Source organism: Bradyrhizobium sp. USDA 4454, assembly GCF_054822705.1.
The window spans coordinates 5,445,036-5,467,720 of record NZ_JBTRCN010000001.1; the positions used below are offsets into that span (position 1 = coordinate 5,445,036).

Annotated in this window: 20 protein-coding genes and 1 pseudogene; 7 read left to right on the plus strand and 14 right to left on the minus strand. The window is 65.9% G+C overall.

Features of this window, described 5'->3' with window-relative positions; translation table 11 throughout:
• Positions 1-70: 70 nt before the first annotated feature.
• The 8 genes from ACVIW0_RS25365 to ACVIW0_RS25400 all read right to left on the minus strand — a co-directional run bounded on the left by ACVIW0_RS25365 (position 71) and on the right by ACVIW0_RS25400 (position 9,212).
• Entirely contained in the window at positions 71-565 is a 495-nt protein-coding gene (locus ACVIW0_RS25365) for a GDSL-type esterase/lipase family protein (protein WP_461354829.1), read from the minus strand.
• Positions 566-754: 189 nt separating this feature from the next.
• The gene (locus ACVIW0_RS25370) at positions 755-2,278 is read right to left on the minus strand and encodes a UxaA family hydrolase (protein ID WP_461354830.1); all 1,524 of its coding nucleotides are present in this window, start codon (positions 2,276-2,278) and stop codon (positions 755-757) included.
• 181 nt (positions 2,279-2,459) lie between these two features.
• Positions 2,460-3,236 (minus strand): HpcH/HpaI aldolase family protein, encoded by a 777-nt coding sequence (locus tag ACVIW0_RS25375; protein WP_461354831.1) that lies wholly within the window; start codon positions 3,234-3,236, stop codon positions 2,460-2,462.
• Positions 3,237-3,295: 59 nt separating this feature from the next.
• Positions 3,296-4,381: a malate/lactate/ureidoglycolate dehydrogenase gene (locus tag ACVIW0_RS25380; protein ID WP_461354832.1), complete on the minus strand. Its 1,086-nt coding sequence runs from the start codon at positions 4,379-4,381 to the stop codon at positions 3,296-3,298.
• A 36-nt stretch (positions 4,382-4,417) separates the two neighbouring features.
• Positions 4,418-5,146 (minus strand): ABC transporter ATP-binding protein, encoded by a 729-nt coding sequence (locus tag ACVIW0_RS25385; protein WP_461354833.1) that lies wholly within the window; start codon positions 5,144-5,146, stop codon positions 4,418-4,420.
• Positions 5,146-6,918: a branched-chain amino acid ABC transporter ATP-binding protein/permease gene (locus ACVIW0_RS25390; protein WP_461354834.1), complete on the minus strand. Its 1,773-nt coding sequence runs from the start codon at positions 6,916-6,918 to the stop codon at positions 5,146-5,148. Before ACVIW0_RS25390 ends, ACVIW0_RS25385 begins: the two co-directional genes overlap by 1 nt.
• The gene (locus tag ACVIW0_RS25395; RefSeq protein WP_461354835.1) at positions 6,915-7,787 is read right to left on the minus strand and encodes a branched-chain amino acid ABC transporter permease; all 873 of its coding nucleotides are present in this window, start codon (positions 7,785-7,787) and stop codon (positions 6,915-6,917) included. The genes ACVIW0_RS25390 and ACVIW0_RS25395 overlap by 4 nt, the downstream gene beginning before the upstream one ends.
• Positions 7,788-8,066: 279 nt before the next feature.
• On the minus strand, positions 8,067-9,212 hold the full coding sequence (locus ACVIW0_RS25400) for an ABC transporter substrate-binding protein (RefSeq protein ID WP_461354836.1): 1,146 nt from the start codon (positions 9,210-9,212) through the stop codon (positions 8,067-8,069).
• 269 nt (positions 9,213-9,481) lie between these two features.
• On the opposite strand from ACVIW0_RS25400, the gene ACVIW0_RS25405 reads away from it, so the two are divergent.
• Positions 9,482-10,477, plus strand: a complete 996-nt coding sequence (locus tag ACVIW0_RS25405; RefSeq protein WP_461354837.1) for a GntR family transcriptional regulator — start codon at positions 9,482-9,484, stop codon at positions 10,475-10,477.
• A 7-nt stretch (positions 10,478-10,484) separates the two neighbouring features.
• Here ACVIW0_RS25405 and hpaR read toward each other — a convergent pair whose 3' ends face one another.
• Positions 10,485-11,012: a homoprotocatechuate degradation operon regulator HpaR gene (gene hpaR / locus ACVIW0_RS25410; RefSeq protein ID WP_461354838.1), complete on the minus strand. Its 528-nt coding sequence runs from the start codon at positions 11,010-11,012 to the stop codon at positions 10,485-10,487.
• Positions 11,013-11,123: 111 nt separating this feature from the next.
• Here hpaR and hpaH point away from each other — a divergent pair, with 111 nt between their 5' ends.
• The 6 genes from hpaH (at position 11,124) to ACVIW0_RS25440 (ending at position 17,679) form a co-directional block, all read left to right on the plus strand.
• Positions 11,124-11,930, plus strand: a complete 807-nt coding sequence (gene hpaH, locus ACVIW0_RS25415; protein ID WP_461354839.1) for a 2-oxo-hept-4-ene-1,7-dioate hydratase — start codon at positions 11,124-11,126, stop codon at positions 11,928-11,930.
• A gap of 21 nt (positions 11,931-11,951) precedes the next feature.
• Positions 11,952-12,350, plus strand: coding sequence for a 5-carboxymethyl-2-hydroxymuconate isomerase (locus tag ACVIW0_RS25420; RefSeq protein WP_461354840.1), 399 nt, complete (start codon positions 11,952-11,954; stop codon positions 12,348-12,350).
• On the plus strand, positions 12,343-13,887 hold the full coding sequence (gene hpaE, locus ACVIW0_RS25425) for a 5-carboxymethyl-2-hydroxymuconate semialdehyde dehydrogenase (protein ID WP_461354841.1): 1,545 nt from the start codon (positions 12,343-12,345) through the stop codon (positions 13,885-13,887). The genes ACVIW0_RS25420 and hpaE overlap by 8 nt, the downstream gene beginning before the upstream one ends.
• Positions 13,888-14,014: 127 nt before the next feature.
• Positions 14,015-14,998, plus strand: coding sequence for a 3,4-dihydroxyphenylacetate 2,3-dioxygenase (hpaD, locus tag ACVIW0_RS25430; protein WP_461354842.1), 984 nt, complete (start codon positions 14,015-14,017; stop codon positions 14,996-14,998).
• Between the two features lie 155 nt (positions 14,999-15,153).
• Positions 15,154-16,026 carry a fumarylacetoacetate hydrolase family protein gene (locus tag ACVIW0_RS25435; RefSeq protein ID WP_461354843.1) on the plus strand — a complete coding sequence of 291 codons (873 nt, stop codon included), beginning with the start codon at positions 15,154-15,156 and terminating at the stop codon, positions 16,024-16,026.
• A gap of 24 nt (positions 16,027-16,050) precedes the next feature.
• Positions 16,051-17,679: a thiamine pyrophosphate-dependent enzyme gene (locus ACVIW0_RS25440; RefSeq protein ID WP_461354844.1), complete on the plus strand. Its 1,629-nt coding sequence runs from the start codon at positions 16,051-16,053 to the stop codon at positions 17,677-17,679.
• On the opposite strand, the gene ACVIW0_RS25445 is transcribed toward ACVIW0_RS25440, so the two are convergent.
• From ACVIW0_RS25445 to ACVIW0_RS25465, 5 genes and pseudogenes are all read right to left on the minus strand, one after another.
• Positions 17,676-18,890 carry an MFS transporter gene (locus tag ACVIW0_RS25445; RefSeq protein ID WP_461354845.1) on the minus strand — a complete coding sequence of 405 codons (1,215 nt, stop codon included), beginning with the start codon at positions 18,888-18,890 and terminating at the stop codon, positions 17,676-17,678. The two genes, ACVIW0_RS25440 and ACVIW0_RS25445, sit on opposite strands and share 4 nt — an antisense overlap.
• A 38-nt stretch (positions 18,891-18,928) precedes the next feature.
• Positions 18,929-19,582 (minus strand): DNA oxidative demethylase AlkB, encoded by a 654-nt coding sequence (alkB, locus tag ACVIW0_RS25450; protein ID WP_461354846.1) that lies wholly within the window; start codon positions 19,580-19,582, stop codon positions 18,929-18,931.
• A gap of 13 nt (positions 19,583-19,595) precedes the next feature.
• Positions 19,596-20,339, minus strand: a complete 744-nt coding sequence (locus ACVIW0_RS25455; protein WP_461354847.1) for a 2OG-Fe(II) oxygenase — start codon at positions 20,337-20,339, stop codon at positions 19,596-19,598.
• 254 nt (positions 20,340-20,593) lie between these two features.
• Positions 20,594-21,280: a DUF2848 domain-containing protein gene (locus tag ACVIW0_RS25460; protein WP_461354848.1), complete on the minus strand. Its 687-nt coding sequence runs from the start codon at positions 21,278-21,280 to the stop codon at positions 20,594-20,596.
• Positions 21,273-22,623: pseudogene (locus ACVIW0_RS25465) on the minus strand (amidase). Before ACVIW0_RS25465 ends, ACVIW0_RS25460 begins: the two are co-directional and overlap by 8 nt.
• Between the last annotated feature and the right edge of the window lie 62 nt (positions 22,624-22,685).

Consider the following 22,685-nt stretch of genomic DNA (forward strand, 5'->3'; position numbering starts at 1 on the left):
CGGATTTTCGCGGAGCCTGTCATCGGGCGCGCGTTCGCGCGACCCGTTGGCTCCATCCGGGCTACAGGGACTAGCGGCCGATCGCGCCGGAGACCTGCGACGCAAGCTGCTCGGCAAGCATGTGATAGCCTTCGGGGGTCAGGTGCACGCCATCGGGCTGATGCGGAAGTCCGCCCAGCATCCCGTTGGGGAGCATGATCACCGTGATGCCGCGGGCGCTGAGCCGGCTTTGGATATCCGCGGTCCGGTCCGGGCTGCCCTTGCGCCGGTCGTTGCCGCCCGGCTGCAGGATCACCGCACGGGTGCCATTGGGGACCGACCGGTCGAGCCGTTGCAGCATCCCTTCCGTGGTGTCGCCATTGATGCCGGCATTCACGATACGGACGTTCATTCCCTTGGCGCGCAGGATCGCTTCGAGCTGCGCGGGATAGGCCTGGTTGCGCGCCACGCCCTTGCCGTAGGTGTTGCTCGCGCCCAGCGCGACGATGGTCGCGGCGTCAGCCGAGGCGGCGCCGAAACTCAGCAATGCGAGACATACAATAATCCCCAACCGACGCGCGCGCATGTGTCCTACATCCAGTCCGTAGCCCGGATGGAGCGAAGCGCAATCCGGGACGCCGCGTCAACAGAACTCGTCGTTCCTGCGAAAGCAGGGACCCATACCGCGTGATCTCTCGATAAGCGGCAATGGCAGACACCTTGCACATTACCACAGCTGGTGGCCAGCGGGGTACAGAGCGAGATCGTCGCGCAACTACATCGTCGCGCCGAGTACCCACGGCGCGAACTCGGCGCCGCCGAAGTCGAAGCTCTCGCTCTTGGTCGGCTGACCGGAGGCGGTCTTGAGGATGAGGTCGAAGATGCGCTGGCCGCATTCCTGCACGCTCTCCTCGCCGTCGAGGATGGTGCCGCAATTGACGTCCATGTCGTCTTCCATCCGCTTGTACATCGGCGTGTTGGTGGCGAGCTTGATCGACGGCGCGGGCTTGCAGCCGAACACGCTGCCGCGGCCGGTGGTGAAGCAAACCAGGTTGGCGCCGCCGGCGACCTGCCCGGTGGCGGCGACCGGGTCGTAGCCGGGCGTGTCCATGAACACAAAACCCTTTTTTGTCACCGGCTCGGCGTAGTGCAGGACGTCGACGAGGTTGGTGCTGCCGGCTTTCGCCATCGCGCCGAGCGACTTCTCCAGGATGGTGGTGAGGCCGCCGGCCTTGTTGCCGGGACTCGGATTGGCGTTCATCTCGGCGCCCTCGCGGCTCGTGTATTCCTCCCACCAGCGCATCAGGCCGACCAGCTTCTCGCCGACCTCGCGGCTGACGGCGCGGCGGGTCAGCAAATGCTCGGCGCCATAGGTCTCGGGCGTCTCCGAGAGAATGACCGTGCCGCCGTGGCGGACCAGCAGATCGCTCGCCGCGCCGAGCGCCGGATTGGCCGACACGCCGGAGTATCCATCCGAGCCGCCGCATTGCAGCGCCACCGTGAGCTCGCTCGCCGGCACCGCCTCGCGCTTGACCTTGTTGGCGTCGGCGAGCGCTTCCTTGACGAAGGCAACGCCGGCTTCGACGGTCTTGCGGGTGCCGCCGACCTCCTGGATGTCCATCGCGCGCAGCCGGCCGGCGAGCTTCTGCTCGGCCATCAGGCCGCCGATCTGGTTCACCTCGCAGCCGAGGCCGAGCACGATGACGTTGGAGAAATTGACGTGCCGCGCATAGCCGCCGAGCGTGCGGCGGAGCAGCGCCAGCGGCTCGTCCTGGGTCATGCCGCAGCCGGTCTTGTGGGTCAGCGCGACGACGCCGTCGACATTCGGGTAATCGGCCAGCGGATTGTCGCCGGTGAACGGGTTCTTCTTGAACATGTCGGCGACGATCCCGGCGACATGAGCGCTGCAATTCACCGAGGTGAGGATGCCGATATAGTTGCGCGTCGCGACGCGGCCGTCGGCGCGGCGGATGCCTTCAAACGTCGCCGGCAGATCGAAATTCGGCACCGGCTTGACGTCGACGCCATAAGCGTAGTCCTTGGCGAAATCGCCCATGCCGCAATTCTGGGTGTGCACATGCTGGCCGGGCGCGATCGGCTGCGTCGCAAAGCCGATGATCTGGCCGTAGCGGCGGATCGGCTCGCCCTGCGCGATCGGCTTGATCGCGACCTTGTGGCCAGCCGGAATCCGATCGACCGTGGTGACGCCCTCGGCCACTTCCAGTCCCGGCGGCAGGCTCGCGCGCGCGATCAGGACGCTGTCGTCGGCGTGCAGGCGGATCGTTTGTGCGGTGGCCATGGGAACTCTCCTTGGTGTTTCCTTTACCTCTCCCCGTTCTTTACGGAGAGAGGTCGAATTCTCGCGTAGCGAGAATTCGGGTGAGGGGCAAAGCACACTGCCAACTACAACGATGCTCGCCGGACAGAAGCCCTCACCCCAGCCCTCTCCCCGTGAAGAACGGGGAGAGGGAGAGATCACGTTACACCTTGCCGCCGGACTTCTCGCGGGTCGCGTTGACCTGCATCTTGGCGTAGACCTGCATCAGGCCGACTTCGTTCGACAGCGTGACGAGCTTGAAGCCCATGTTGATGGCGCGCACCGCGCCTTCGGCGCCGGAGCAGTGGATGCCCGGGTTGAGGCCGCGCTTGCCGCACTCCTTGATGATCTTCTCGTAGATCTTGAGGATCTCCGGTTCGTCGCGATCGAGCTTCGGCACCAGGCCGTAGGAGAAGCCGAGATCGGACGGGCCGATATAGACGCCGTCGATGCCTTCGACATCGAGGATCGCTTCCATGTTCTCGACCGCGGTCTTGGTCTCCATCATCGGCAGCAGCACGATCTCGTCGTTGGCGGTCTGCTGATAGGTGCCGGCCGAGCCATACATGCCGGCGCGGATCGGACCGTTGGAGCGCACGCCCTTCGGCGGATATTTTGCGTAGGAGACGAGGTTCTTGGCTTCCTGCGGCGTGTTGACCATCGGGCAGATCACGCCATAGGCGCCGCCGTCCAGCACCTTGCCGATGATGCCGGGCTCATTCCAGGGCACGCGGACCATCGGCGTGACCGGATGGGCATGCATCGCCTGGAAGCATTGCACCATCGACTGATAGTCCTGCACACCATGCTGCATGTCGACGGTGACGCTGTCGAAGCCGCATTGCGCGATCACTTCGGCGGAAAACCCGGAGGGGATCGCCAGCCACGCGTTGACCACCGCCTTGCCCGATGCCCAGACCTGCTTGACCTTGTTTGCCATTGATCACGTTTCCTTTTGTGCTTCTTGAAGGGCAGCTGCGTTTCCTGGAGGAGCGGACCTCAGCTGGTCGCCCGCTGGATCGAGACTTCGCTGACGCCGACTTCGCGCGCGGTATTCACTATCGCCGCCCAGGTGTCGTCAGGCAAGGGGATGCCATTCCTGGTGCGATCGGCGCGGGTCTTGCGCTCGGGATCGCCCGGAACCAGCACGGACTCCGTGCCCGCGATCGGCTTGGTGGCGCGGATGAAATCGGTGTAGCGGGTGATTTCGCCGTCGAAGAAGTTGCTGGTGTCGATCACCTTGGGATCGATGTAGAACGCCATCATGCCGTTGGCGAAGCGGCGATCCGATGACGTCGCACCGGTGCCGGTCAGCGCGCCGCCGAGCAATTCGCAGATGAAGGCGAGACCGGAGCCCTTGTGATCGCCGAACGCGCGGATCGCGCCGGTTCCCTTGGTGTGGTCGCGCGGCCCGTCGGGCGTGTACGGGCCATACAGCACATGCGGGTCTTCGCTCAGCGTGCCGTCGGCATCGACCAGCGCCCCGATCGGCAGCTTCTTGCCGCCGCGGCTCGCCACCAGGCACTTGCCCTCGGCGACGACGGACGTCGCGAAATCGAGCACGATCGGGTCCTGGCCCTGGCGCGGAATGCCGACGCAGTACGGCGCGGTCGACAGCCGCTTCTCGACGCCGCCATAGGGCGCGACCAAGAGCGAGCCCGCCGCGGTCACGAAATGAATCGAGACGAGACCTTCCGCGGCGGCCATTTCGGCCCAGTCGCCGACGCGGCCGAGGTGGCCGGAGTTGCGCAGCGCGACCGCGGCGAGTCCCGCCTTCTTGCACTTCTCGATGCCGAGCTTGACCGCAACCGGCGTGACGGTCTGGCCATATCCGAACTTGCCGTCGACCACCGCGAGCGACGGCGTGTCGACCACGACCTCGGGGGTCTGGTTCGGCACGATCGAGCCCATCTTCTTCCACCGGACATAAACCGGCACGCGGATCACGCCGTGGCTGTCGTGGCCGGTGAGGTTCGCGGTCGTCAGGTAGGTCGCGATGCGCTTCGCCTCTTCCGGAGAGGACTCCGAATGCGAAAATACCTCCGACACGAAGTTGATGAGATTATCGACCTTGATGGTGACCATGAAGAACTAGCTCGCTCAGTAAAGCACGGGACGGTGTCAGGCGTGGGTCTTGGCGTGGCCGCCGAGATAGGCGGCAGCGATGGCTTCATTGCCCCACAATTCGTCGGGCTTGCCACCGAGCACGATCCGCCCGGTTTCGAGGACAAAACCGTGATCGGCGACCGAGAGTCCCATGCGCGCATTTTGCTCGACGAGCAAGACCGTGGTGTCCTTCCTGATCTGCGAAATAATGCGGAACACCGCCTGCACGATCACAGGTGCGAGACCGAGCGACGGCTCGTCGAGCAGCAGCAGCCGCGGCTTCGCCATCAGCCCGCGCGCCACCGCCACCATCTGCAACTGGCCGCCGGACAGCGTCCAGCCCAGCGCGTTGGAGAAGGCGCGAATATCGGGAAACAAATCGAACATCGCGTCGGCCTCGCGCGAGATCTGGGACGCCGAAACCTTCCGGTTCGACGCGCCGAGCATGATGTTCTCTTTCACCGTGAGGCCCGGAAACACGCGGCGGCCTTCCGGCACATGCGAGATGCCGAGCCGGACGATCGCTTCCGGCCCGAGGCCCGCGATCGAATGACCGTCGAACAGGATGTCGCCCGAGGCGGGCTTGGCGAGGCCACTGATCGCGCGCAGCGTGGTCGACTTGCCGGCGCCATTGGCGCCAAGCAGCGTGACCACCTGGCCCTGCTCCACGGCGATGGTGATGCCGCGCAGCGCTTCGATCTCACCGTAGCGGACCACGAGATTGCGGATTTCGAGCAGCGGCATCATTCGCTCCCGAGATAGGCGGAGACGACGTCGGGATGGCGCAGCACCGCCATCGACTCGCCGTCCGCGATGCGGCGTCCGAAGTTCAGCACGGTGATGTGCTGGGCGGCTTCCGAGACCAGCGTCATGTCGTGATCGATGATCAGGATGGTGAGGCCTTGGGCTGCGATGCGCTTGAGCAGCTCGTGCAGCTCGAGCTTTTCGGTCGAGTTGAGGCCGGCGGCCGGCTCGTCGAGCAGCAGCAAGGTCGGGTTCGAGGCCAGCGCCCGCGCGATCTCGATCAGGCGTTGATGGCCGTAGGAGAAGCTCGAGATCAGCTCGTTGGCGCGGCTGCCGAGGCCGACGAAAGTCAGCGCCTCCATTGCGCGCTCGGTCAGCGCGTCATCGCCCTTCCCGATCATGGTGTTGCCGGGCCGCTCGGCGCCGATCTCGACATTCTCCAGCGCCGTCATCGAGCGGAACAGGCGGATGTTCTGGAAGGTGCGTCCGAGACCCGCCGCCGTGCGCTGATGCGGCGCCATGGCGGTGATGTCGGTGCCGTCGAGCACGATCTTGCCTGATGTCGCCTTGTAGAGGCCGGACAGCACGTTCAGCGTCGTGGTCTTGCCGGAGCCGTTCGGTCCTATCAGCGCATGCACGCTGCCGCGCTTCACCGCGATGTCGACGTCGTCGACCGCCTTGAGGCCGCCGAAATGCTTCGAGAGCCCGGTGACCTCGAGCACGATGTCGCCGCCCGTGGTCGCGGGCTTGAGCTGGAGCGCTCCGGCAACGGGCGGCGCCCTGGTATCCGCGCGCCAGCGCGTGTAGGCGTCGGACACGAAGCCCCAGATGCCGTCGGGCATGAAGCGGATGATCAGGATCACCGACAGGCCGTAGATCGCGAGGTAGAGACCCGGCACGCTCTTGAGGAAGCGCAGCCATTCCGGGATCAGGATCAGCAGCCCGGTGCCGATCGCCGAGCCGATCGGCGAGGCCACGCCGCCGAGCAGCGACATGGTCAGGAACTGGATCGATTCCGCAAACGAGAACTGGTCCGGACTGACATAGGCGAAGCCGCCGGCGAACAGGCCGCCCGCAAGGCCGCCGAGCACCGCGCACACCGCAAAGGCGGAAACCTTGGTGCGGAACACGTCGATGCCGTTGACGCCGGCCGCGAGCTCGTTGTCGCGCACCGCGCGCATGGCGCGGCCGAGCTTGGTGTCGGGCAGATGCCAGACCAGATAGCCGATGATGGCGAGCATCGCGACGCAGAACGCGAGATAGCTTTGCGACGACTGGAACAGCTCGGGGCGGCGAATGTTGGCGACGCCGTCGGGCCCATGGGTCACGCCGATCGCGTTGATCATCACCAGCGTCACGATCTGCTGGAACGAGATCGTCACCATCGCCAGGTAATGCCCGCCGAGCCGCAGCGTCGACATGCCGAGGAAAGCGCCGGCGATCAGCGTGATCACGCAGCCGCCAACCAGGCAGAGCCAGAAGTTCAGATGCAGGTCGGCGGTCCCGAGGCCGACGGCATAGGCGCCGAAGCCGAAGAACGCGGCCTGCGCCAGGTTGATCTGGCCGCACAGGCCGAGCACGACCGACAGCCCGAACACCGCGATCGAGAAGGTCGTGGCCTGCAGCAGGATATTGAGCACGTAACCGTCGAACTGCATGCTGGCGGCGAGCGCCACCAGCACCGCTGCGCCGAGAAAATACGGCAGATGCCGGATGATCAGCGGTTTCGAGCGCACGGCCGGCGCCGGAATCATGTTGTCGCTGGCGCTCATGCTTTCTCCGCGACGCGTTCGCCGAAGATGCCCTGCGGCCGGAACACCAGGAAGGCGATCAGCACCAGGAAGGCAAAGCCGTCCTTGTAGGGCACCGAGACATAGGCCGCGCCGAACGTCTCGATGACGCCGAGCGCGAGGCCGCCGACGATGGCGCCGGCGACATCGCCGAAGCCGCCGATGATGGTCGCGGCAAATGCCTTCAGCGCAATGGTCGAGCCCATCTGGATCGAGACGAACAGCACCGGCGCCACCAGGATGCCGGCGAGACCGCCGAGCACGGCCGAATAGATGAAGGTGATCATGATCATGCTGGAGACGGAAATGCCGAGCAGCGAGGCCATTTCCTTGTCTTGCGAGGTTGCCTGCAGCTTCTTGCCGAGCAGCGTCTTCTCGAAGAACCAGAAATTGAACAGCACCAAGAGGATCGTGACGCCGATGATCAGGAGATACTGGCTGTCGAGATAGACCGGGCCGAGCTGGATGCCGGGCGTATCGAACCAGCCCTGCAGCACCTGCGGCTGCGGACCGTAGATCGCGAGCACCGAGTTCGACAGCAGGATCGAGGCGCCGATGGTGGCGATGATCACAGGCAGATAGGTGCGGTGGCGCAGCGGATAATAGACGCCGAGGTTGAAGATGACGCCGAGCAGCGCCATGCCGGCAAGCGCGATCACGAAGGACAGCCAGTAAGGCAGGCCGAGTTCGACGCAGACCACCATCAGATAGGCGGCGACCATCGAGAATTCGCCCTGCGCGAAGTTCACCACATTGGTGGCGCGGAAGATCAGCACGAAACCGAGCGCGACCAGCGCGTAGACCGCGCCGATGCCGATTCCGGTGAATAGCAGTTGAAGAACCAGATCCATGACAGCGCTCGATTGAAAGGCGAAACGAACATCCCGGCACCAGCCGGATCGGAGTGATTGTCGTTCGGGAGGTGGTAGGGCTCTCTCCCCACGCAACCGGATCTACCCCGGTTGCGCATCGTAAATTTGCGCAAGTCGGGCAGGCCCGACTTGCGTCGGGGGAGAGTTAGGGAGAGGGGTAAGCCACGAATTCCGCCCGTGCGGCTTACCCCTCTCCCTAACCCTCCCCCCGCAAGGGGGGAGGGAACCCATCCACTCGTGCCTCCCTGACCGGCCTGATCAATCGTTGAAGTCGATGTGCTTGTCGTAGACGATCGTGCCCTTGTCGTTCTTCACGACGTTGTAGCCGTGCAGGCCGTCGCCGTTCTTGTCGAAATTGTACTCGCCTTCGGCACCGGCGAATTTCTGCGTCGCCAGGATCGCCTCGCGGATCTTGGCCGGATCGGTCGAGCCGGCCTTGTTGATCGCCGCCGACAGGATCGTGATCGCGTCGTACGGCCAGGCGCTCTGGTTGTCGGGCGCGGTCTTGTAGGCATCGCGGTAGGCCTTGCCGAATGCCTTCGCGGTCTCGCTGGAGTCCTCGGCAAAATCTGCGACACCATAGGTGCCAAACAGCGCGGGGCCGGCGAGCTTGGTCGAGGACACCGCCACCACCGAGGGCGAGCCGACCCAGGGAATATTGACGCCGAGCTGGCGCAGCTGCCGGGCAAAGATGCCGAGGTCGTTCTCGAAGGTGAAGTAGGTGCCGAGCACGTCGGCGCCGGACTGCTTCACGGCCAGCACGACCGGGGTGAAGTCCTGGCTCTGGTTGGCATAGCCCTGGTCGAGCACCGGCGGCGCGCCGAGCTTGGTCAGCGCCTCGGTGAGCGCCTTGCCGCCCGCGGTGCCGAAGGCGTCGGTGGAATGCACGATCGCCCATTTCTTCTTGCCGAGCGTATTGACGCCGAAATCGGCGATTACGCGGCCGGAATAATTGTCGTTCGGCCGGAAGCGGAAAAGCCATGGATTGCCGGAATGGGTGAGATCGGGATTGGTGCCGCCTATCATCACGGGCTTGCCGACCTTGATCACGTCGGGGGCCATCGCCTGCACCTGGGTCGAGCGGATCGAGCCGAGGAAGGCGACGATGTCGGATTGCGCGGCGAGCTTGGAGAATGCCAGCACGATGCCGGGATTGGTGGTCTGGTCGTCCTCGATCACGAGTTCGACCTGCTTGCCGAGCACGCCGCCGGCCTTGTTGACCGCGGCCAGCGCCAGCTTGGCGCCGTTCTGGGCCCACAGCCCCTGCTCCGCTGCCGGACCGGTCACCGGCACGCACATGCCGATCTTGATGGTCGCGCCCTGCGCCCACGCGCTGCGCATCAGCGCGGGAGCAGCGAGACCTGCCGCCAAGCCGGCGGAAAACTCACGCCTCGTCAGTTTCATTCAATCCTCCCTTGATAGCGCCGAACTTGGATGCCGGCTGCATTGAGACGAGCTGGACGCATAGACCCGTTGCCCGATCCGCAGCCATCAAAACAGCGCGACGAACAAACATCAGCGCCGCTGCGGCACACAAAACGTGCAACGGCGACAATCGATCCAAACGTACCGACCCAGCTAAACATGATTGCACATTGCACGCAATAGCCAAAACTTCGCTGGCGGCGGTGCGTAAATGCCTGCTACGTAATGTGACCGACGGGCAGTCATCGATGTCGATTCCAAGAGCGAAATCGCAGACCAGACGGAAACAGCCGGCCTACGCGCTGATCAAGAGCGCACTGGCGAAGCACATCCGGGCCGGCGATGTTCCGCCCGGCGCCGTTCTCTCGGAGTCGGCGATCGCAACCTTGTTCGGCTCCAGCCGCTCGCCGGTGCGGCAGGCCTTCGAGCAGCTCGAGCACATCGGCCTGGTGCGCCGCTTCGACGGCCGCGGCGTCATCGCCGGCAAGCGCAAGGTCGAACCGCGGCGCGTGCCGATCACCCCCGAGATGCTCGGGCTGACCGACGGCCCGGTCGAGGCGGTGCGCAGCGATGCCTGGGACACCCTCTATTACAAGCTCGAACGCGAGATCATCTACCGCTCGCTGTTCGGACGCTTCCGTGTCAGCGAGCTGGCGCTGGCGCGGCATTTCCGGGTCGGGCGCACGGTCGCGCGCAATCTGCTGCTCCGTGCGCAGGCGATCGGAATCCTGGAGAAAGGCGCCAAGGCGCATTGGTACGTGGTGCCGCTGGACGAGGATCGATTGCGCGACATCTTCGAGGTGCGCGCGACCCTCGAGCCGCTGCTCTTGAAATCAGCCGCGGCGAAGATTCCTGCGGCGCTGCTTGATCGGATGGCCGAGCGGCTGCGCGAGGGCATTCAATTCCGCAGCAACGTCGGCGTCGGCGAGCTCGACGAGATCGAGGGCGACCTGCATATCCGCTGCCTGGGTTACGGCGTCAATCGCGAGATGCTCGAAGCGCTCAAGCGCACCCACTGCGCGTTCGTGATCGGCAAGCACATTCAGGTCGCGCTCACCGCGCCGCAGATCGATTCCTTCATGGACGAACATCTCGTGATCATCGAAGCCCTGCGCGCCCGCGACGGCGACGCGGCGGCCGCGACCCTGCGCCGCCATATCGAATGGTCCCACTCCAAGGTCGCGGGCTGGATCGCGGAATTCCGCGCCATCAACGTGATCTCGCGGGTGCCGTATATGGCCTGAGCGGCGGCTATTCGCCTCCCTCGGCGTCGGCGTCATCGGCCGCGCCCATTCCGGCGAGACTCGTCTCCAGCGCGCCCAGCATCTCCTGCAGCTCCGCAAGCTTGCGCGCGCCATAGCGTCTTGTAATGGCGGCGTAGATCACCTCCGAGGTCGGCGCCACCGCCTCGATCAGCTTCAATCCCTTGGCGGAGATCGAGACCACCGCACGCCGCGCGTCGTTCTGCGCCGCCTTGCGCTCGATCAACGCACGCGCCTCCAGATCGCGCAGGATTCGCGACAGGCTCGGGCCGAGCAGAAACGCCATGCGGGCGAGCTCGGTCACTTCGATCTCGTCGACCGCGGTCAGCGCGCGCAAAATCCGCCACTGCTGCTCGGTCAGCCCGTGATTGCGCAGCGACGGCCGGAATTGCCGCATCACCGCCTCGCGCGCGCGGAGCAGCGACATCGGCAGCGAGCGCGAGAACTCGCGCATCGGGGTCCGTCGCGCCGACGCATCGTCCTCCGGCCGTATCTCATCCAATTTCTTGCGCGCCATGACCTAATCCACCGCAACGAAATTTCGCATTGCAGCATGCCCCGATTCAGTTTGCGGGAATTCATTTAACATGTTAATCATCTTCCCGGCATCCACTTTTGTGTAGCACGCATGGCCCTCTCCAAGGACGATATCCGCGCTGCCGCCGAGCGGCTCGACAATGCGGAAAAGACCCGCAAGCAAATCCGCCAGCTCTCGCTGGAATTCCCCCGCATTACCCTCGACGACGCCTACGCGATTCAGAAGGCCTGGGTCGAGATGAAGGTGGCGCAGGGCCGCGTCGTCAAGGGCCACAAGATCGGCCTGACCTCGAAGGCGATGCAGAGCGCGCTCAATATCGACGAGCCGGATTCCGGCGTCCTGCTCGACGACATGTTCTTTGCCGATGGCGGCCTGGTGCCGACCGACCGCTTCATCGCGACCCGCGTCGAGGCCGAGCTCGCCTTCGTGATGAAGCATCGCCTGGCGGGGCCGAACTGCACGCTGCTCGACGTGCTGAACGCCACCGACTTCGTGGTGCCGGCGCTGGAGATCCTGGATACGCGTGTCGAACGCGTCGATCCCGAGACCAAGGCGACGCGCAAGATCTTCGACACCATCGCCGACAACGCCGCCAATGCCGGCATCGTGCTCGGCGGCCGGCCGATCCGCCCGCTGGAGGCCGATCTGCGCTGGATCGGCGCGCTGTGCTTTCGAAACGGCCAGCTCGAGGAAACCGGTCTGGCCGCCGGCGTGTTGAATCATCCGGCGACCGCGGTGGCGTGGCTTGCCAACAAGATCGCGCCGAACGGACTGGCGCTGGAGGCTGGACAAGTCGTGCTGGCAGGCTCCTTCATCCGCCCGATCGAAACCCGCAAGGGTGACACCATCCAGGCCGACTACGGACCGTACGGGTCCGTGAGCTGCTACTTCGCCTGACGCACCCAGCAGGAGCGCTGCATGCCGCATTTCACGCTTGAATATTCCGCCAATCTCGACGATCTCGTCGACATGGGCGCGACCGTCGAACTGGTCCGCAAGGCCGCGGTCGAGACCGGCATCTTTCCGCTCGGCGGCATCCGGGTCCGCGCCATCAGGTGCGAGCACTACGCGATCGCCGACGGCCGCAAGACCTACGGCTTCCTCGACATGGTGCTGCGGCTCGGCGAAGGCCGCGACCTCGCCGCCCGCAAGACGGCCGGCGAGCACATCTTCAGGGCGCTATCGGCCCATCTCGATCCGGTGTTCGCCAACAGCAAGTTCGCTTTGTCGTTCGACATGCAGATCAACGACAAGGAGACCAGCTGGAAACGCAACAACATCCACGACGCATTGAAGGTGGAGACGGTCAATGGATAAAGCGACAGCGAAACCGTCGGCCGACGTGTTCCAGGCCAACCGCGATCGCGCCGGCCCCCTGCTGGCGAAATTGAAGGCAGACGGCATCGGCAATGTGATCGACGGCAAGGTCGTGCCGGCGGCCTCCGGCCAGACGTTTGAGACGAAATCCCCGATCGACGGCATGGTGCTGGCGAGCGTCGCGCGCAGCAATGCCGAGGATATCGACCGCGCGGCAACCGCCGCCGCCAAGGCCTTCAAGGTCTGGCGCGACATGCCGGCGGCGCAGCGCCGCAAGCTGCTGCATCGCGTCGCCGACGCGATCGAGGCGCGCGCCGACGACATCGCGGTGCTCGAATGCATCGACACCGGCCAGGCGCACCGCTTCATGGCCAAGGCCGCGATCCGCGCCGCGGAGAATTTCCGCTTCTTTGCCGACAAATGCGGCGAGGCCCGCGACGGCCTCAACACGCCCTCGGACGAGCATTGGAACATCTCGACCCGGGTGCCGATCGGCCCGGTCGGCGTGATCACGCCGTGGAATACGCCGTTCATGCTCTCGACCTGGAAGATCGCGCCGGCGCTCGCCGCCGGCTGCACGGTCGTGCACAAGCCCGCCGAGTGGTCGCCGGTGACCGCCGACCTGCTGGTCAAACTGGCAAAACAGGCCGGCCTCCCCGACGGTGTGCTGAACACCGTCCACGGCTTCGGCGAGGAGGCCGGCAAGGCCCTGACCGAGCATCCCGCCATCAAGGCGATCGGGTTTGTCGGCGAGAGCGCGACGGGCTCGGCGATCATGGCGCAGGGCGCACCGACCCTGAAGCGGGTGCATTTCGAGCTCGGCGGCAAGAACCCGGTGATCGTGTTCGACGACGCCGATCTCGACCGCTCGCTCGATGCCGTCGTGTTCATGATCTACTCGCTCAATGGCGAGCGCTGCACCTCGTCGAGCCGGCTGCTGGTTCAGGAGAGCGTTGCCGACAAGTTCGTCGAGAAGCTGACCGCGCGGGTGAAGGCACTGAAGGTCGGCCATCCCCTCGATCCCGCGACCGAGATCGGGCCGCTGATCCATGAGCGGCATCTCGCCAAGGTCTGCAGCTATTTCGACGTCGCGAAGAAGGACGGCGCCACGATCGCAGTCGGCGGCAAGCCGCATGACGGCCCCGGCGGCGGCCACTATGTTCAGCCGACGCTGGTCACCGGCGCCAACGCGACCATGCGCGTCGCGCAGGAAGAGGTGTTCGGCCCGTTCCTCACCGTGATCCCGTTCAAGGACGAGCGAGAGGCCATCGAGATCGCCAATGGCGTGCAATACGGCCTGACCGGCTATGTCTGGACCGGCGACATGGGCCGCGCGCTGCGCGTCGCCGATGCGCTGGAGGCCGGCATGATCTGGCTCAATTCGGAAAACGTCCGCCATTTGCCGACCCCGTTCGGCGGCATGAAGTCATCCGGCATCGGCCGCGACGGCGGCGATTACTCGTTCGACTTCTACATGGAAACCAAGCACGTCTCGCTCGCGCGCGGGACACACAAGATTCAGAAACTGGGAATTTAACTACCACTGTCATTCCGGGGCGACGCGTAGCGGCGAGCCCCGGAATCCATAACCACGATCGTGAGTATGGATTCCGGGCCTGCGCCAAGAGGCGCATCCCGGAATGACGAAAGACAGGGAAACACCAATGCCCGTTCCGACGCACGTTTTCGATCCGCCGTTCAACATCATCCGCTGCAGCCATGCCGTGCTCGACGTTACCGACCTCGACAAGAGCGCCGCCTTCTATGAGAAGACGGTCGGCCTCCACGTCGAGGACCGCGACGACAAATCGGTCTATCTGCGCGCCAGCGAAGAGCACCAGCACCACTCGGTGGTGCTGCGCAAGGCGGCGAAGGCGGCCTGCAACCGGCTCGGCTTCAAGGTCGGCAATGACGGCGACCTCGACAAGGCGGCCGCCTTCTGCTCCGAGAACGGCATCGCTTACGCTTTCGTCGACCGGCCGTTCCAGGGCCGCACGCTGCAATTCACCGATCCGTTCGGCTTCCAGATCGAGCTCTACGCCACGATGGAGAAGCGCCCGCATCTGTTGCGCCGCTACGATCTCTACAAGGGCTGCCATCCGCAGCGGCTCGACCATTTCAACGTGTTCGCCGCCGAGGTGCAGGATACCGTCGACTTCTACGCCCGGCTCGGCTTCCGCCTCACCGAATATGCCGAGGAGGACGGCGACCAGGGGCGCATCGCGGCGGCCTGGATGCACCGCAAGGGCAATGTCCACGACTTCGCCATCACCAATGGCAAAGGCCCGCGCCTGCACCACATCGCCTATTGGGTGCCGACCGCGATGAACATCGTGCATCTCTGCGACGTGATGGCCTCCTCTGGCTTCCTCAAGAACATCGAGCGCGGCCCGGGCCGGCACGGCATCTCCAACGCCTTCTTCCTCTACATCCGCGATCCCGACGGCCATCGCATCGAGCTCTACACCAGTGACTATTTCACCGGGGATCACGACCACGAGCCGCTGCGCTGGTCGCTGCGCGATCCGCGGCGCCAGACGCTGTGGGGCGCGCCCGCACCGCGCTCCTGGTTCGAGGAAGGCTCGACCTTCGCCGGCCAAGCGGTGCGCGAGCCGCGCTTCGTCGCCGACGTGCTGGTTGCGGATTAGTGCACGCCTCTCTCCACACGTCGTCCCGGCGAAGGCCGGGACCCATAACCACCGAATAGGGTTGCCGAAAGAATGTCGAGCCGCGTACCCATTCCGATGGCCGCGGCGCATGGGTCCCGGCTTTCGCCGGGACGACACCAATTATGGGACTGCTAATGCCCTCACCTCGCCTCGCCACCTATTCCGTCAACGGCGCCTCCAGTTATGGCGCCGTCACCGACAGCGGGATCGTCGATCTCTCGTCGCGCTTCGCCAGGGACTATCCGACCTTGCGCGAGGCGATCGCTGCCGGCGCGCTCACAAAACTCGTGGACGACGCGGCCAAGCGGTCGCCCGACCACGCGCTCGACGCGGTCGCCTTTCAGCCGCCGATCCCGGCGCCGGACAAGATCATCTGCATCGGCGTCAACTATCCGGACCGCAATGCCGAGTACAAGGACGGTTCGGACGCGCCGAAATACCCCAGCATGTTCCTGCGGGTGCCACGTTCCTTCGTCGGCCACAACAGGCCGGTGGTGCGGCCGCGGGCCTCGCCGCAGCTCGACTATGAGGGCGAGCTGGTGCTGGTGATCGGCAAGGCCGGCCGGCATATTCCAGAGAGCGCCGCGCTCGATCACGTCGCCGCGATCACGCTCTGCAACGAAGGCACCATCCGCGACTGGGTGCGCCACGCCAAGTTCAACGTCACCCAGGGCAAGAACTTCGATTCCACCGGCAGTCTCGGCCCGTGGATCGTGCCCTACAGCAGCGAGGCGCAGATCGCCGATGTCAGGCTGACCACGCGGGTCAACGGCGAGGTCAGGCAGGACGACCGCACCTCGCGCTTGATCTTCGGCTTCCGCTACCTCATCAACTACATCTCGACCTTCACGACGCTGGTTCCGGGCGACGTCATCGTCACGGGGACGCCGACCGGCGCAGGTGCGCGGTTCGATCCGCCACGCTATCTGAAGCCCGGCGACGTCGTCGAGGTCGAGGCCGAAGGCGTCGGCATCCTGCGCAACGGCGTCGTCGACGAAGCCATCTAACCCCGCAAGCAAGTGAACAGTGCCATGACCTCAACATCCGGCGGCGAAGCGATCGTCAATGGTCTCGTCGCCCACGGCGTCGACACCGTGTTCGGCCTACCCGGCGCGCAGATCTATGGCCTGTTCGACGCGTTCCATCAGGCGCAGCTCAAGGTGATCGGCGCTCGGCATGAGCAGGCCTGCGGCTACATGGCGTTCGGCTACGCCCGCTCCTCGGGCAAGCCTGGCGTGTTCAGCGTGGTGCCCGGCCCCGGCGTGCTCAACGCCTCGGCGGCGCTCTTGACCGCGTTCGGCTGCAACGAGCCGGTGCTGTGCCTGACCGGCCAGGTGCCGACGCAATTCCTCGGCAAGGGCCGCGGCCATCTGCACGAGATGCCGGACCAGCTCGCGACGCTGCGCAGCTTCGTGAAATGGGCGGAGCGGATCGAATACCCCGATAACGCGCCGGCGATGGTGTCGCGCGCGTTCCAGGAGATGCTGTCGGGCCGGCGCGGCCCCGCGTCGCTGGAGATGCCGTGGGACGTGTTCACCCAGCGCACCCAGGTCGCAGCCGTCAAGCCGTTCGACCCGTTGCCGGCGCCGCAGCCCGATCCCGACCGCATCAAGGCGGCCGCCGACCTGATCGCCGGCAGCAAGACGCCGATGATCTTCGTCGGCAGCGGCGCCATCGAGGCGCGCGAGGAGATCCTCGAGCTCGCCGAGATGATCGACGCGCCGGTCGTCGCCTTCCGCAGCGGCCGCGGCATCGTCTCCAACGCGCATGAGCTCGGACTCACGATGGCTTCGGCCTATAAGCTGTGGCCGAAGACGGACCTGATGATCGGCATCGGCACGCGGCTCGAGCTGCCGACGATGTCGCGCTGGCCGTATCAGCCGGCCGGCCTGAAATGCGTCCGCATCGACATCGATCCGGTTGAGCTGCGCCGCTGGCCGGCCGATGCCGGCGTGATCGCCGACGCCAAGGCCGCGACCGCCGACCTCGTCGCGGCCGTGCGCAAGGCCGGCTACCGCAAGACCTCAGGCCGCCGCGCCGCGATCCGCGAGGCGACCGCGGCGACCGAACAGGAGATCCAGCGCATCCAGCCGCAGATGGCGTACCTGAAGATCCTGCGCGAGGTGCTGCCGGCGAATGCCATCGTCACCGACGAGCTGTCGCAGGTCGGCTTCGCTTCCTGGTACGGCTTTCCGATCTACGAGCCGCGCACCTTCGTCACCTCGGGCTATCAGGGCACGCTCGGCTCGGGATTCCCGACCGCGCTCGGCGCCAAGGTCGCCAATCCGAACAAGCCGGTGGTCGCCATCACCGGCGACGGCGGCTTCATGTTCGCCGTGCAGGAGCTCGCTACCGCCGTGCAGTTCAAGATCGGCGTGGTGACGCTGGTGTTCAACAACAACGCCTACGGCAACGTCCGCCGCGATCAGCGCGAGCGCTTCGACGGCCGCGTCGTCGCCTCCGACCTGGTCAATCCGGATTTCGTCAAGCTCGCGGAATCCTTCGGTGTCGGCGCGGCGCGCGTCACCTCGCCCGATCACTTCCGCCCCGTGCTGGAGAAGGCGCTGGCCGACGGCGGGCCCTATGTGATCTCGGTGGAGGTGCCGACGGATTCGGAAGTCTCGCCCTGGGCGTTCATCCACCCGGCGCGGAACGACTAGGCGCTCTTCACGCCGCGTTGCAGCCGCGACGCGGCGATCACGAGCAGGCCGGCGCCGGCGACCGACCAGCAGGCGACCGGCGCCCAGTGCACCAGCGGCGCATAGTCCGGCATCTTCTGCAGGCCGCCCGCGACCGCCGCCATCCGCGCAAAGGTCGCAAGCGCCAGCGCCGAGAACACGAGGCCGGTGACCTTGCCCTCCGCGCCGGTCTCGCCGATCGCGAGCGCCGCGGACACCGCGCTCATCAGCATGCAGCCCCAGGCGGCTCCCGCCATGAACTGCGCTGCGATCAGGACGTTGAGGCTGCCGGCGATCTCGGCGGCGACGATGGCGAAGGCGCCGAGCAGTCCCGCCGCGCCCATCACGATCAGGCCGCCGCGATGCTTGACGACGATGCTGGCCGGAAACATCGCGATGTTGAAGCCGATCCAGAACACCGGCATCAGCCATTGCAGCTCGTTCGATTTGGCAAAGCGCAAATAGAACGGGGCGCTGTTGATGTTGAAGTGCAGCTGATAGCCGAGCGAGAGGAGCACCATCGATCCGATCAGGAACATCGGCACCGCGCCGAGCCGCTTGGCCGGCGGCGCGAGCCGCGCGGGCTCCGTCTCCGCCGCGACGCGCCGCTCGATCCCGGAGAACGCAAGCGCGGTCAGCAGCAGCACGGCGCCCGACAGTGCGAACGGCAGCCGCGCATCATGATCGCGCAGCACGACGCCAAGATAGGGCGAGACCGCGCCGGCGATGCCGTAGCCCAGCATCGCCAGCGCGGCGAGGAACGGCACCGACGGCTGCGCGCGATATTTTCCGAGCAGCGTCAGCGGCGGCGCGCGCAACGCCGACGATGTCACGGCCCAGATCACGATCAGCGCGATCAGCCAGGCCTTCGCGCCCGGCCCGGTGCCGGCGACATAGGGCAGCGCGATGAAGGCGGCGCAGGAGATCGCGGCGAGGACGCCGACGAACAGGCCAAGACGGCCGACCAGGACTGAGATCCTGTCGGCGGCCATGCCCATCGCGGTGTCGGTGATGGTGAAGATGCCCTGATCCATCATCAGGATCAGGATCACCGTTGAAGGCGCGATGCCGACTTCGGCGCAGAGCTTGGGCAGATAGATCAGGTAAGTGGTCCAGCCCAGCGTGAACACGAGCTGCAGCACGGCGAGATAGACGCCGGTGCGATTGACGGCGCGGTCGGCCTTGGGGGTCATGTCAGGAGTTTAGACCACCCGCCCCATTTGCGGGAGGGTCAACGCACCCTGCGGAAGGTCAAATTGATGCGCTGGCGGCCGAGCACGCTGTGCTCGCCGTCGGCGAGCGGCGCTACGCCGTGATAAAATAACCGTGACGGCCCGCCCCACACCGCAACGTCGCCATGTTCGAGCCGGTAGCGTCGCGGCGTGTCGCTGCGCTTCAGCCCGCCGAACAGGAAGATCGCCGGCAGCCCGAGCGAGATCGAGACGATCGGCGCGCCGTAGTCGAGCTCGTCCTTGTCCTGATGCAGCGATAGTTTGGCGCCGGGCACATAGCGGTTGATCAGGCAGGCCTGCGGCGCGAAGCCGTTGAAGCCGGCCTCACCGGCCGCATCGGCGGCGAGCCTGCGCAGCACCTCCGGCATTTCAGGCCAAGGCTGTCCGCTATCAGGATCGATCGGATCATAGCGATAGCCGCTCGCGTCGGAGACCCAGCCGACACTGCCGCAATTGGTCATCGCGACCGACATGCGGTGGCCGCCCGGCGTGATCAGATGCCGGAACGGCGCTTGCTTAACGATGACGCGTAGTGCCGGGATCAGCTCGGCCTCGAACGGCCGGACAAAACCGCGCAACAGCACGGCGCCGTCCGCGATCGTCTCGCGCGGCGGCCTTGCATCGCCAATGGTCTCGAACAGGTCAGCGGCCACGTCTCACTCGCACTCACTTTGCGTCGTGGAAGATCACGCCCACGGTGTGGCGATGGCCCGACCTGATCCGGCTGACGCCATGGCGCAGATTGACACGATACGGACCGCGCGTCCCCTGCACCGGGCGATGATGCACGGCAAACGCCACCGCATCGCCCTTGGCCAGCGGCACCACTTCGGGCCGCGACTGCATCCGCGGCCGCTGCTCGGTCAGCACGAACTCGCCGCCGGTGAAATCGCGTCCCGGCTGCGACAGCAGGATCGCGACCTGGATCGGGAACACGTGCTCGCCATAGAGATCCTGGTGCAGGCAATTGTAATCGCCCTCGCCATATTGCAGCAGCAGCGGCGTCGGCCGCGACTGTCCGGCATCATGGCAGCGCTTCAGGAATGCCGCATGCGATGGGGGATAATTGATGTCGATCCCCATCGTCTGGTTCCAGCGATTGGCGGTCGCGGTCAGCCGCGCATACAGCGCCGGCCGCAGCTCGGCGATCAGATCCGGCAGCGGATAGGAGAAATACTTGTACTCGCCGCGGCCAAAGCCGTGGCGGCCCATCACGACCTTGCTGCGGAACCGGCCGTCATCGGGATACAGCGCGGCGATGGCGTCGCATTCCTCAGGCGTGAGCAGGCCATTGAGGACGGCGCAGCCCTGCCCGTCGAGCTCAGTTGTGATCTGATCCCAATCGAGCGCGTCGACGCGGGCGGGAATGCCCGAGGCTGGGCGGGTGAGGGACTTGGCTGTTGCTGTCATGGGATGGAATCTGGCCCATGATCGGGGCTCGCGCCACCCGATTTCCGGCACGAAATGCCAGGGAAGTTCGCCCCTCTCCGCTGTCGTCCCGGCGAAAGCCGGGACCCATAACCACCGTCGCCAGTTGTTGAAATCGCTGGGGCCACAGCGTGCCAACCACAATGTCCTGTGGTTATGGGTCGTCCCGGCTTCGCCGGGACGACGTGTGGAGAGAGTGTCGCTCGGCTGTCGAAGGAACGACGCGCGGAAAGAGCTCAGCCCCTGACCGGCAGCGTGATCACGTCATAGCCGTGGCTGATCTTGCGCTTCAGCACCGGGTCTTCCAGCTCGAAGTCGAAGCGGCTGGCCGGGCGGATGCCGCCCTTGGCGGCGAAGGTACCGCCGAACATGGCGCAGCCGTCGGGCAACGCGCCATGCTCGAAGCCTCGGGCGATCAGGTCCTTCACCGGCAGCATGTGATCGAGCGTGCCCTCCTGGTAGAGCACACGCTCGCCGCCGATTGTGGCCCAGGAGCGCAGGATGAGCTGGTCCCAGTGGCCGATGACGTCCTCAAGCTCCCAGAGCTCGGAGGCCATCGGCTTGTCGCACATCTGCTTCGACACGGTGACGCTGTAGCTCTCGACCTTGCGGTCGGTATGGTCGGAGCCGCAGCCGACGAAGGTGCGGCCCTGCCAGCCGATCAGCACGAACTCGACCTCGCCGCTGGACTCCTCGCCGCAGACCTCGATCGCGTCGGCGAAGGTCAGCCGGCGCGCCGAGCAGCGGTAGTAGATCGGCGTCGTCGCCGGCCGCGCGATGCCGAGCGCCTCGAGCTCGGCGATGTGCTTGTCGCGTGCGACCGGATCGCGGCCGGTCCAGCCGGCGATCACGGCTTGTTTGATTTCAAGCGTCAGCGGCGTGGCGACGCCCTTGTCGTCGATGTTGAAGGTGAGATCAAACACGGATGACGGTCTCCATTCCGGCCGCGAGCTCGAAGACGCGGCGATCCGAACCGCCGGCGGCGGCGAGCATCAGGCCGACCGGTGCTTCCCCCTCACGATGCGCGGGCAGCGAGATCGCGCAGCCATCGAGCGTGTTGATCAGTGAGGGGATTGCGCAGCGCGCGCAGGTTCTCGGTGGCGAATGCCTTGTCATCGGCGAGCGCGGCGATGCTCGGCGGCAGGTTCGCGGTGGTCGGCAGCACCAGCGCGTCGTAGGGCGCGATCCGCGCCTCGGTGCGGGCGATGAACGAGCGCCGCGCGTTGACGAGGTCGATATAGTCGGCCGCCAGAAAGCCCTCGCCGCGCTGGATCCGCACCGCGACGCGGGGATCGTAGATGTCGCCCTTGCTGGCGAGCAGGAAGCGGTGCCACGCATAGCTCTCGGCCGCGGAAAATCCGCCCTTGGCGTTCATCACGCCAACGTCGAGGAATTCGGGCACCTCGATGCGCTCGACCAAGGCGCCGGCGCGCGACAACGACGCCAGCGCGCGCTCGAAGGTTTTTGCGACGGCATCATCGAGATCATCGAGCGCGACCGTGGTCGGCACCGCGAGCCGCATGCCCTTGACCGGGCGCGGGGTGAGCGGCGTCACCGGCTCGTCGGCCAGCACGGCATCGAGCACCGCGCAGCAGGCCACCGAATTCGCCAGCGGGCCGTAGCTGTCCAGCGTGAACGACAGCGGCACGCCGCCATCGAGCGGAATCCGGCGCTGCGTCGGCTTGTAGCCGACGATGCCGTTGAAGGCGGCCGGGATCCGGCAGGAGCCGCCGGTGTCGGTGCCGAGCGCGCCGAACGCCATACCATCGGCGATCGAGACCGCCGCGCCGGAGGACGAGCCGCCGGGCACATGGCCGACGCTCCGGTTCCAGGCGCTCTTCGGCGTTCCGTAATGCGGATTGATGCCGATGCCGGAATAGGCGAACTCGGTCATGTTGGTGCGGCCGATCACGACGAAGCCAGCGCGCTTGAGCCGCGCGACGACCGGCGCATCGGCATCCGCCTGCGCGGAATCCTCCAGCGCCCGCGAGCCCGCCCGCGTCACCTGCCCCTTGATGTCGAACAGGTCCTTGATCGAGACCGGAATGCCGGCGAAGGGCGACGGGGCCGCGTTGGCCTTGCGCAGCCGGTCCATGGCGTCGGCGGCCTCCAGCGCAGCCTCCTTATCGACATGGATGAAGGTGCGCTGGCCCTCGCCTGCCGGATCGGCAATCCTGGCGATGCACTGCTCGACGAGCTTGCGGGCGGAGGTCGCGCCGCTGGCGAGATCGGCGGCAAGGGAGGCGAGTGTCGGATTTTTCGGCATGGTTTTCACTTCACGGCTGGCACTTCATTGCGTGCGCTTGATGGTTTCAGCTGATTGTCGCG